The sequence below is a fragment of the Catenovulum agarivorans YM01 genome (assembly GCF_000281085.1).
Classification (GTDB): domain Bacteria; phylum Pseudomonadota; class Gammaproteobacteria; order Enterobacterales; family Alteromonadaceae; genus Catenovulum; species Catenovulum agarivorans.
This window is the reverse complement of the sequence record NZ_JH767531.1, coordinates 145,801-157,295: the sequence shown is the minus strand read 5'-3', so window position 1 is coordinate 157,295 and position 11,495 is coordinate 145,801. Positions and strand designations below refer to the sequence as shown.

General features: G+C 40.2%; 9 protein-coding genes. 4 read left to right on the top strand and 5 right to left on the bottom strand.

The genetic code is table 11. The features are described 5' to 3' along the window. The 3 genes from WSC_RS0114740 to WSC_RS0114730 form a co-directional block, all read left to right on the top strand. On the top strand, nt 1–696 hold a 696-nt coding region (locus tag WSC_RS0114740; RefSeq protein ID WP_026016868.1), incomplete at its 5' end, for a hypothetical protein. An 89-nt stretch (nt 697–785) separates the two neighbouring features. Next, the gene (locus WSC_RS25330; protein ID WP_016956715.1) at nt 786–3,344 is read left to right on the top strand and encodes an AAA family ATPase; all 2,559 of its coding nucleotides are present in this window, start codon (nt 786–788) and stop codon (nt 3,342–3,344) included. Next, on the top strand, nt 3,345–4,730 hold the full coding sequence (locus tag WSC_RS0114730; RefSeq protein ID WP_016956714.1) for an McrC family protein: 1,386 nt from the start codon (nt 3,345–3,347) through the stop codon (nt 4,728–4,730). It abuts the gene before it with no gap. Here the strand turns inward: WSC_RS0114730 and WSC_RS0114725 are convergent. The 3 genes from WSC_RS0114725 to parS are packed head-to-tail and all read right to left on the bottom strand — an operon-like array spanning nt 4,709 to nt 6,304. Further along, entirely contained in the window at nt 4,709–5,359 is a 651-nt protein-coding gene (locus WSC_RS0114725) for a HEPN domain-containing protein (protein ID WP_016956713.1), read from the bottom strand. The two genes, WSC_RS0114730 and WSC_RS0114725, sit on opposite strands and share 22 nt — an antisense overlap. Nucleotides 5,360–5,396: 37 nt before the next feature. Further along, nucleotides 5,397–5,870, bottom strand: coding sequence for an RES family NAD+ phosphorylase (locus WSC_RS0114720; RefSeq protein ID WP_016956712.1), 474 nt, complete (start codon nt 5,868–5,870; stop codon nt 5,397–5,399). Then, complete coding sequence (gene parS / locus WSC_RS0114715; protein WP_016956711.1) at nt 5,870–6,304, bottom strand: type II RES/Xre toxin-antitoxin system antitoxin; 435 nt, start codon at nt 6,302–6,304, stop codon at nt 5,870–5,872. Before parS ends, WSC_RS0114720 begins: the two co-directional genes overlap by 1 nt. Nucleotides 6,305–6,489: 185 nt before the next feature. Here parS and nadN point away from each other — a divergent pair, with 185 nt between their 5' ends. Continuing rightward, nucleotides 6,490–8,415, top strand: coding sequence for an NAD nucleotidase (gene nadN / locus WSC_RS0114710; RefSeq protein ID WP_016956710.1), 1,926 nt, complete (start codon nt 6,490–6,492; stop codon nt 8,413–8,415). A 222-nt stretch (nt 8,416–8,637) separates the two neighbouring features. Here the strand turns inward: nadN and WSC_RS0114705 are convergent, their stop codons facing one another. Together WSC_RS0114705 and nagA are read right to left on the bottom strand one after the other, a co-directional pair. Then, the gene (locus WSC_RS0114705) at nt 8,638–10,341 is read right to left on the bottom strand and encodes a sodium:solute symporter family protein (protein ID WP_016956709.1); all 1,704 of its coding nucleotides are present in this window, start codon (nt 10,339–10,341) and stop codon (nt 8,638–8,640) included. A gap of 14 nt (nt 10,342–10,355) precedes the next feature. Beyond that, a complete protein-coding gene (gene nagA / locus WSC_RS0114700) occupies nt 10,356–11,495 on the bottom strand; it encodes an N-acetylglucosamine-6-phosphate deacetylase (protein ID WP_016956708.1) in 1,140 nt (379 codons plus the stop codon).

The following is an 11,495-nucleotide window of genomic DNA, read 5'->3' as shown; positions in this document are numbered from 1 at the left end:
ACCCCAGCCAATATGCCCTTTAACACCGCTGTACAGTTTATGTTAGTTAAGCAAGTGGTGCAAAAACACCTGCCAGAGTCAATATTACTGCCATTACAAAACTACTTTAGTGTTGCCGAAACAGTATTAAAACAAGCCAGCGACAAGAAAACTAAATTAAATGCATACAGTGGTGAGCAACAAAAAGAAGCTATGTTACTGCTCGCTTTAGTTAAACAAACCAAAATAGAACTAACACTAAATTTAACCATAGACAAAAACAATGCCGACAAACAAGTTACCTACCCCAACGCCGAAGTTTGGCAGGTAGACTACCAACAACAAGCGGTACAATATTATATTCGCCTGAGCCATTTAGGTACCAAGTTACACTGGTTAAGCTTAAACGATATAGTCAATATTACAGCGACAAACCTAGCAGCATCACACGACAAAACCACGCTTACACAAATTGAAGTAGAGTTAGTTTGCACGGGTGCAATTGAGCGAATAAGCGACTATTTACAATATCATCAAATACCTGTTACCACAGAAATTAAACAAGGTTCTATAATATTAGCCACTTTTAATAATTTTCAGCAAATATGGCAGTTAGTGATATTTGCCATGGGCAAAGTACAGCTAATCACCCCTAACTGGGTGTGCCGGCGAGTAAGGGCGAATCTAAATAGTTTAAGTTGTTGTTTGATCGAATAGTTCGGTCTATATTTCTATTTTAACCAACAAGTTAGCCCTTAACGCGCATCGAAGCCCAAATGAAATAAACCTTCAACTTAAGGAAAACAATGGACAAGTTTAATAATTTTACTCTCTGTGACATTTCTATTGAAATACTCAATACAATGACAAACGAAGAGAAACACGGATTTAACAGCATAATAGATGCTGTAAAAGAACAGTTTCCAAAAGCAGATATATACACAGCAAAACTTGCCAGTAATCGATTGAATTTATCGATAGGTATAAAGCCAATGCCACAATCGGGGCAAAGAGACAAAGCAGCTGTCAATTTCTTTAGAATAAGCTCCAACAATAAAGGTTTTTTTATTGCGTACAATCGAGATCGAGGACAAGTAAATCGAATCAATGAAAAAATTAATGGAAAGGCTCGAGGATACTATTTGGGTGATGGTGAGCAAGTGCAAGCCTTTATAGCTCAACTACAGGAGTTAGCACAAAATGACGAGGCGAAAAACTTGTTGAATGGGCAAGGTTGCTTTCCAAACGATTATGCAAAACATAAAGATGATAAATTAGATCCATTTTTTAGCGAGCATTTTAAGCCTTCCCATATAGAAAAAATCTTAAAATTTTCGGAAATTAAGCAACAAAATTTAAAAAAAGTTTACCTAGATCTGAGAAAAATTTTCCCTCAGTGTGACTTTTACGTTCGTCAAAGTGGCTTTGTCTTGTGCTGTGGTAAAATAGATGGAAAAGAGAATGCGCCAGTCGTAATCATTGAATTTTCAGGAAATGACAACGTATCCATCAGACTTAATCGAAATATAGCTAGAAAGAATCCAAATATTGCTCCTGAATTTAAAGCTCGTTTAATGGTTGGAACCCAAGAATACAATGAGTTTTTAAAATTCCTAGTCGAAAATTACCGCGAAAAGTTTGAAGGTGAGCGATTAAATCCAAAAGAAACAGAAGATCGAGAGAATTCATCAGAAGAAGATAATGTTGGAGATTACAACGAGTTGAAAGCACCATTAAACCAAGTCTTATACGGACCACCAGGCACAGGTAAAACCTACCACACCATAGAGGCTGCAGTTAAAGCCATTAACCCACACTCTAACAATTTCGATAACCGTGAAGCGCTAAAGAAAGAATACGCTGAGCTAGTCGCGAATGGGCAAATTCAATTTGTTACTTTCCATCAAAGTTATGGCTATGAAGAGTTTGTAGAGGGTTTAACGGCGAAAAGTGAAAGTGGCCAATTAGTTTACGAAAAGAAAGACGGCATATTTAAGCGCATTTGCACTGCCGCACATAATGCCCGATGGCAACTTAATGACCAAATAAATCCAGATGCTAAGATTTGGAAACTATCGATTGAAAGCGCTCAAGACAACTCGAGTAAAAAATACTGCCTTGACAATGGCTTAGCCGCTATAGGTTGGGGAGATCTAGGAGATCTAAATACCAACGTAGACTCAACCGAGTTAAGAACACTCGGCAAAAACAATCAGAATTCAGTAAATAATTTCACCAAAGAAATGAAGATTGGTGATCTAGTAATGTGTATTGACAGTTCGTCTAGCGTTAACGCAATTGGTGTTGTTACTGGAGACTACAAATATGAGCCAAAAGGAATTCCAAGCGCACCTGATTATAAGCACCAACGACAAGTCCATTGGTTGCACAAAGGTAAATCTGTTGAAATTAAATCGATAAATGATGGAAAAGGTTTAACCCAAGCAACCTGTTACCCATTGTCAAGATTAACGGTTGGCTCTGTGTTAGAGCTTCTAAAATCTAAAGGGATTAAATTAGAGGGAACGCAGGAAAACCAGAACCCCGACAAATACGTTTTAATAATCGACGAAATTAACCGCGGCAACATTTCAAAAATATTTGGTGAACTCATTACCTTAATAGAGCCATCAAAACGTTTTGGTGCAGACGAATGTATTGAAATCACCTTGCCTTATTCTGATGCGGGCGATCCTAAATTCTCTGTGCCCAATAACCTATACATTATCGGCACTATGAATACCGCTGACAGATCATTAGCATTAATGGATACGGCATTACGCCGCCGCTTTGATTTTATTGAAATGATGCCAGACTACTCAAAATTAAAAGACACAAAAATAAACACCAACAACTGTGTAATCGACGTAGCGATGTTATTAAGAAAACTAAATGATCGAATAGAGGCCCTGTACGACAGGGAGCATACATTGGGTCACGCGTTTTTTATGCCGATAAAAGATATTCTAGAAGATAAAAAACTGAGCAATGAGCAGGCTTTAACTGAACTTTCTGCTGTGTTTAAAAACAAAATTATCCCGTTACTACAAGAATACTTTTTTGAAGACTGGAACAAAATTCGTCTGGTTTTGGGTGACAATCAAAAAGCCAATTCTGAGCTGCAATTTACCAGAGAAAAAGACAACGACTTTAATACTTTATTTGGGGACGATTTAAATACTAATAATACATTTAACCAACCAGACAAAGCTTATGAATTACAGCCTTTTTCAGAAAAAGTTTGGGCAAATCCGCAAGCATATCGAGCAATTTATGCTCCAAAAGTTACGTCAAGCTCGGTAAAAAATATCGAAAATGAAACAGCTCCTGTCGTAGTTCAAGAACGTCTGGAGGCAAATAGTTAAATGATCAAACACCACCATGTTGTGTACGAATTTAACTATCTAACCAAAGAAAAGGTAAGTGGCGGGGATAATTTCACCCAAATTAGCGCCACCGCTTTCGACTATCTAGTTGAATTGTGCAAGTGCCAAGAGTCGGAATCGCGCTTTTTGAGCAATAAAAGGGTTGGTACTATTGAGGTAGTACAGGTTAAAAACTATCTAGGGGTGATATTCACCCCAGATGGCACACAAATAGAAGTATTGCCAAAAACAGCCAGCCGAGCGCAAAGTGATGATGGTAACGCTGACGCGCGAGCAGCACTGCTAAACATGCTTGCTACGCTAGCTGATTTCAAATCTATCCAAAGCAGCACTGCAAATATTGAACAAATACAAATGCCATTACTTGAGGTATTTATCAGTGAGTTTTTAGCCTCGGTTAATCAATTAATCAAACGAGGTTTACGCAGTGACTATGTCAACAAACAAGACAATTTGTATTTTTTAAAAGGTAAATTGTTGGTTAACCAACAAATGAAACAAAACTTTATCAACCAACACAAATTTGTTGTTGAATACGATGAATTTGAGCCTGACCGCCCAGCTAATCGTTTGTTACATAGCACATTGGTCAAAGTTAAACAATTTACTCGCTCGCTTAAAAACCAGAAGTTATTGAGTGAATTGACTTTTGCTTTTGCGGATATACCACTGAGTCAAAATATCAAAAATGACTTCTTGCAGCTAAAACTTGACCGTGGCATGCAATATTACAAAGCACCACTAGCTTGGGCTAAGTTGATATTGGAAGGTTTTTCACCACTGACCACAAAAGGGATAAATCACGCTTCATCTTTGTTATTTCGTTCGGAAGTTTTATTTGAATCTTATGTTAGGCATGTCTTAAATCAGCAAATAAAAACAGATGATAACAAACTAATTGGCCAAACTCGCGAAAAGTCATTAGTAGAGCATAACGGCGCTAACTACTTCAATTTGCAACCCGATTTAGTGATACAAGCGTGTTCACTTGAGCTTTCCAAAAAAAGCGTCACTCAAGTGGTTTTAGATACCAAGTGGAAATTGCTCGACCAAAACAAAAATAACGGCACGGATAAATATGGTTTGTCACAAGCTGACTTTTATCAAATGTTTGCTTATGCTCAAAAATATCTAAATGGCCACGGAACTTTGGTGTTAATTTATCCAAAACAAACTGATTTTGAAGAACCATTACAGCATAGTTTCGATTTTACCAGTGATGATAATAAGCAACTCAAATTGTGGGTTGTACCTTTTGATATCAGCCATAACTGCGATGACAACAAAAGGCTACTAATCCAGAAAGGCAGTGGATTAGATAACTATTTAAATTGTGCTGTACCTCAACCGGCCACCAACGGATAACACGCATCACCCCACAAGGTATTCGGGTTATCCATCATAGTGTCGATAATTATCGGCACTAATTTCGATAAAAAATTGACCGCATCGCGCAATTGTTCGCGGTTGGCTGAGCTTTGCCAAGTTGCGCCGCCGTGTACTAATTGGTTACGCAATGTGTATAAACGCGACAGAATTACCATTAACAGTTTGGGCGAGTCTTCATTAGCCAAAGCTCGGTTAGCCGTTTGTTTGGCTGCGGTAAACTTACTTTCAAAGTCTTGTTGGCTAATTTTGCCGTTGTGAAAATCCCAAAAAGGTTGGAATACAAATTGGTTGTTAATAAGTAGGCGTATACTGCTGGAATATTCGTTCCAGAGTAATTGGTCGATTTTTTTGTCTTGGTTTAACTGAAAGATTTTGTTAAGGAACAAGTCAAAACTTTGTGATTCGGTTAGCTTGTTGTGGTCTAACTCTTGTGAATACGCAGCGTTAAAAGCTATCCATAAAAAGATAAAGTGGGCGTCTAGGTCGTCATCACACAGTTCAGATTTATGCAACCAGCTCAATGCCCTGTGCACTCTAAGCGCTAACCCTTCTGAAAAACCATCACGAATTGTTCTTTGCTTATCTTTGAGTAGTTGGTAGTTCATTAAATCGTCCTTTTAAATAATGCCTACCGCATACTAACTACAATTTGGCAGCAAGCCGATTAGGATATTGAAATGCTTTGCAATCGATACAAGTGATTTTTTCGGCATCAGCGTGCACGGGGTTGATGATGAAATTATGCTCGTCTGCACATAAACTTGAGGGTACTTGCAATACAGCAGATTCACCCCGCTGCAACCATTGGGAGCCAATCTGTTGTGTATCATTTATATAAGGGTGGTCATCCCAATTCTGTGGCAAATCTCCCACTTCGAGCTTATCAATAGCAATAGAATCAGGTATTAAAAAGGTACATATAGACAAATTGGTGCTGAGAATATCAGTGGAGTCGTTGACCAACCTTTCGAGCATTGCCAAAGCTCGAGAGCTGGCACTGTAAACCACAGGGTTGCCAATAAAATGCCATCGCCCTTCAGCGTAAAGACCACCCACACCAGATAAAGCATTATTCACATTATTAAATTGAGCGGGCGCAATTCTGTAACACAACACTATGCAGCAAACCCGTGTGCTAAGCCATTGATTATTCGTTTAATCAGCTCCCGTCCCCTAATTGAGTTAATCACGGACTTCGGTGGATTGTTATTAAACTGAATATTTGGGGTGTTTAACCATTCATTCCAACGTTCGACACTGCCAAAATATTCAATACCATGAGTTGATAGCCTTGCAAGCTCTAAAGCGTTCTCACTGACATTTTTACTCAGGGGCTTTTTATCTTTGCGGTATCGCTCTAACGTGCGGGTCGTTGTGCCTATTGCATTGGCAATAACAGGCATGTCCCAATGCAGCATTTTACTTAGGTGGTCTACACCAACCACTCTTAAACCTGTATTAGCGACATTAATTTCATCAAATGGATTTGAGTGAGTAGTTAACTTGCCGTTACTCACTACTTTAATAAAGTCACGTTCTGCAACCTGCATACAAACCTCCCAGCCAAGCGACACTTGACGCTAATTATAACGACAAAAGGAAAGCAACACAAACCGAAAATCCCACCACATAACTGTCAACATAGCTTCATATTTGTGTAATTTCTAAGACCTATTCAGCGCTTAGCATCACCTTTGACGTTCAACTACAGCATAAAAATTAGCATGGAGTTCCAATGAAAAACTTATTTAAGTTAAGCGTATTAGCAACCGCTTGTACGGCTTTGTTAGCTGGCTGCAGTATCGATATAAATACAAACGATGATGACGACAAGCAGCAAGCACAAGCTATCGACATTACAATTTTGCACATGAATGATCATCACTCACACATAGCAGCAGATGATTTTGACTTTGATGTTTCAGGTTTAAATTTATCCGCGAAAGCAGATGGTGACGCGGCAATCAATGAAGTAAAGGTAACCTACGGTGGTTTCCCTATGTTAGTCAGTTTGTTTAATCAAGAAGCGGCAAACAGCAACAACGTTTTGAAGCTACACTCAGGCGATGCCATCACTGGTACTTTGTACTACAGCTTGTATAAAGGCGAAGTAGACGCGGCCGTTATGAACCAAGTTTGTTTCGATGCTTTTGCTTTGGGCAACCATGAATTTGACGATGGTGATGCTGGTTTAGCAAACTTCTTAGATGAACTTAATTCTAGCGATTGTGTTACCCCTACACTGGCAGCAAACGTTGTACCAGCGGCCGATTCAGCACTTAAAAATGGTTATATCCAGCCGTATACCATAGTTGAAAAACAAGGTGAAAAAATTGGCATTATCGGTATAGATATCGCAGGCAAAACAAAAAATTCGTCGCAACCGGATGATGGCACTACGTTTTTGGATGAAACAACAACAGCACAACACTATATCGATGAATTAACAGATATGGGCGTTAACAAAATTATTTTAATGACACATTACCAATACGAAAATGACTTGGCTTTGGTTGCTAACCTAACGGGTGTAGATGTTGTGGTTGGCGGTGACTCACACACATTATTAGGGGACTCCACTTTTAGTGATTTAGGTTTTAACCCAATTGCTGAATATCCAACTCGTGTAACCGACAAAGCAGGCAATCAAGTATGTGTTGTGCAAGCTTGGGAATACGCACATGTTATGGGTAAATTAGCGGTGAGCTTTGATAAATACGGTAAAGTAACATCGTGCCAAGGTGAACCTATTATGCCAATTAGCGAACAATACGTATATGAATTTAGCGATAGTGAAGATCGCACATTATCTGGCCAAGATATGGACTTAGTTACGCAAGCACTGACGAGCCATTCAGAAATTAAGGTAATGCAAGCTGATGCCACAACCTCTGCACTATTAGCTGGCTACGACCAACAAGTTGATGTGTTAAAACAAACTATCATTGGCAGTGTGTCGGCGGATTTATGTTTAGAACGTTTCCCTGGTGAGGCTCGCTCAAGTTTGTGTAATGCGTCAGCCGCTTACGCAAATGGTAGTGATATATCTAACCTTGTTGCCAAAGCCTTTATGATGGTCACCCCAACTGCTGATATTGGTATTCAAAACGGTGGTGGTGTTCGTGTCGATGTTGCGTCAGGTGACTATACAATTGCTGATGCCTTCACCTTGTTACCTTTCTCAAATACCTTAGTCACGTTAGATATGACAGGTCAGCAAATTATTGATGTATTGGAAGATGCGTTATCAAATGCACTAGACAACAATGGTTCAACAGGTTCATACCCTTACGCTGCGGGTTTGCGTTTTGATGTTGACGCTTCAGCCACTAAAGGCAGCCGCGTAAGCAATGTTGAAGTGAATTCACGTGTCGCGGCAAGTTGGACAACAATTGATACCTCAGCGACATATACAGTGGTAACTAACGACTTTATCGCCAGTGGCCAAGACGGTTATACCACTTTTGGTACAGTATTTAATGCCGGCAATTATGTCGACACTTACACTGAGTACGCACAAGGTTTTATCGACTATGTTGAAATGCTAACCGACAACAATATGACGTTAGATAAACTACCAGCTGACGAATACTCAACACAAAAATACATTGGTCGTGATGGGTGTGATCACAGTACAGCAACTGATTGTACTGGTTACTAAATAGCTAACAAAAAAAGGCCAGCAAGCTGGCCAACACACACATAACGCAAATGAAAACTCGTTTAAAAATTTAGCGACTTATATCTTCATATCGTGGTTGAGCAATAATTTAGAGCAAAACTTCAAACGTCTTGGATGACGTTTGCGAGCTTACAAGGATGTATTCACAGCGTTTTTGCGATAATTATGCTCAACTGCGAATACTCCGATGCCCTAGTGCATTTACTCAGCTCGAATCCCATACTTGAAGGTCACAAAGCCACTCACCACTGCCACAGCACTCATGCCCATGGCAAATAACCAGTCTTGATAAAACCAAGCGCCGGTTGCAAATAACGCGCTATAAGTACCGACAGTTGCAACTGCTGCTATAACTAATCCTTTAGTTAATTCTTCGCGGCTAAACTGAATGCGTTGCCAAAAGGTATTTAACGTTTGTTCGCTTTCAGGCTGAGTCAGTAAAGTCACAATAATCCAAGCGGCTGTGGTTAAACCTACGCTTAGCAGCATTTTTTGCCAGCCGACTGATTCTTCAAATGGGCCGAATTCAAACAACATGCTAAAGAAGAATGAAAAGACCATAGCTGAAATTTCACTCCATGCATTAATGCGCCCCCAAAACCAGCGTAATAAGAATAATAAACCTGTGCCTGCACCTATGGTCATTAATAAGCGGAAACCTTGTAGCGCGTTTTCTAACACTAAAGCCATTAAACTTGCGCATACCATCAACAATACAGTCGCGACTCGGCCAACAAATACTTGTTGTTTGTCGCTGGCGTCTTGTTTAATAAAACGCGCATAAAAGTCGTTTACAAAATACGAAGCGCCCCAGTTTAAGCTGGTCGAAATAGTTGAAACATAAGCCGATACCAAAGAAGCAACCACCAAACCTAATACACCTGCTGGTAAAAAAGTTAACATGGCTGAATAAGCTAAATCGTCTTTAACCAAATGCTCTGGCACGTTTGGAAAGGCTTGCTGTAAACTGGCTAAATCTGGGTAAACAATAATGGATGCCAGCGCGACTATAATCCATGGCCACGGGCGCACAGCATAGTGACACAAATTAAAAAACGCAGATGCCGCAACCGCATGGTTTTCATTTTTCGCCGCTAACATACGCTGGGCAATATAACCACCGCCACCTGGCTCTGAGCCCGGATACCATACACTCCACCATTGCACTAATAATGGAATAATAAGCAGTGGCATATACATTTCTGGGTTAGAAAAATCAGGTACAAATGCAAGTTTATCAACAACCGCAGGATGACTAAGTAAATTCTCAACCCCACCAACTGTAGGGTGTGATACCGCAAAATAAGCCGCTGTTACCGAGCCGACCATAGCTATAACAAATAAGATTAAATCCGTGATTAGTACCCCTAAAAATCCGCCTAAAGTTGAGAAAACAACGGTAATTAAACAGGCAAAAATAATCACCATAGTTGGGTCTATACCAAAGAGTACACTACCAATTTTTACCGCAGCTAAGGTGACATTAGCCATTATCATAACGTTAAAAAATATACCTAAATACAAGGCTCTAAAGCCACGTAAAAAGCGTGCAGGTTTGCCTGTATATCTATGTTCGTAGAACTCAACGTCAGTCGTTATACCTAAACGACGCCATAGTTTTGCGTAGACAAAAGTGGTTAACATGCCAGTTAATAACATGGCCCACCAAACCCAGTTGCCTGATACACCTTGTGAACGCACTATGTCGGTAACTAAGTTAGGCGTGTCAGCCGCGAATGTGGTTGCCACCATAGACACACCCAACAGCCACCAAGGCATGCTTTGTCCGGCTAAAAAGAATGAGGCACTGCTTTTTGCTGCGCGTTTACTGACAACAAAACCAATTACCATGGTAGACGACAATATAACTAACACTATTGCCCAATCGAGTATGGATAACTGCATAACAATACCCCAACTTATTTAGATAATAACTGTTGCGCTTGGCCAGCAATGCAACATTGAATAACGTTTAATTGTGCATCTAACACAACCCAGTCGGCTCTTTTCCCAACGGTTAACGAGCCATAATTTTGTGCAATACCCAACCAATTTGCAGGGGTTAAACTCGCCATATTTAAGCTATCAGCAAGTGATAACTCTAAGTCGTTAACACAATTTTGCACTGCTTGTTGCATAGATAAATGCGAGCCAGCTAATTGGCCTGTAGCAATTTGTAACTTGTCGCCATTTAGCTCAACTTGTTCGCCAAATAACTCAAAGTTTGTTTGTTCACTGCCAATTAAAGCCATTGCATCAGTTACCAACACAAGTTTGTCTGCGCCTTTACATTTAAACGCAAGCTTGGCCACCTGCGGATGCACATGATGATGGTCGATAATAATGCCGCAATAGGTGTGTTCAGCGGTTAATGCTGCGCCAACCACACCGGGTTCACGACTGCTAAGCGGAGACATGGCATTGTATAAATGCGTAAAACCACTAGCACCTGCGGCAATTGCATCAGCAGCTTGTTGATACGAGCCATTACTATGGCCAACGCTAACGATACAACCTAATTCTTTTAACCGAGTTATTTCAGCAGGCGTGACAGTTTCAGGCGCAAGCGTTACCAGTTTGATGCCTAAATCTTGCCGAGCAAAAACAGTCCACTCTGCTTCACTAATACCACGTACATGCTCTTTAGGATGCACACCTTTTTTAGCCACCGACAAATGTGGGCCTTCAAAATGTACACCTAAAATGCCGGGCAATTGCTGTGCTATAGCTGCAGCGATCGCATCTGCACCTTGCTGCATAACCTCAATATCATCGGTAATTAAGGTGGGTAACATAGCGGTTGTACCGTAGTTTGCATGTGCAGCAACCATAGTTTGCAGCGTTGCCAGCTCAGGTACATTGTTAAACAGTACTCCACCACCGCCATTTACTTGTACGTCTATATAACCTGGTGCTAATAAACCAGCTAGTTCAATAACCTCTGCTTGTGGTTGGTCAAAACTAATGTCTGCAATCAATCCGTTTTCAACTGTGACTATAGGTTGTTCAACAAATCTTTTGCCATCAAATAAACGATGGGGGCGAAAATACTGTTTCAT

What these genes read in the sequence shown, in the direction of transcription:
- WSC_RS25330 (WP_016956715.1), top strand. Translation starts at nt 786, where the DNA reads ATGGACAAGTTTAATAATTTTACTCTCTGTGACATTTCTATTGAAATA.
- WSC_RS0114705 (WP_016956709.1), bottom strand. Translation starts at nt 10,341, where the DNA reads ATGCAGTTATCCATACTCGATTGGGCAATAGTGTTAGTTATATTGTCG.
- parS (WP_016956711.1), bottom strand. Translation starts at nt 6,304, where the DNA reads ATGCAGGTTGCAGAACGTGACTTTATTAAAGTAGTGAGTAACGGCAAG.
- nadN (WP_016956710.1), top strand. Translation starts at nt 6,490, where the DNA reads ATGAAAAACTTATTTAAGTTAAGCGTATTAGCAACCGCTTGTACGGCT.
- nagA (WP_016956708.1), bottom strand. Translation starts at nt 11,495, where the DNA reads ATGAAACAGTATTTTCGCCCCCATCGTTTATTTGATGGCAAAAGATTT.
- WSC_RS0114725 (WP_016956713.1), bottom strand. Translation starts at nt 5,359, where the DNA reads ATGAACTACCAACTACTCAAAGATAAGCAAAGAACAATTCGTGATGGT.
- WSC_RS0114730 (WP_016956714.1), top strand. Translation starts at nt 3,345, where the DNA reads ATGATCAAACACCACCATGTTGTGTACGAATTTAACTATCTAACCAAA.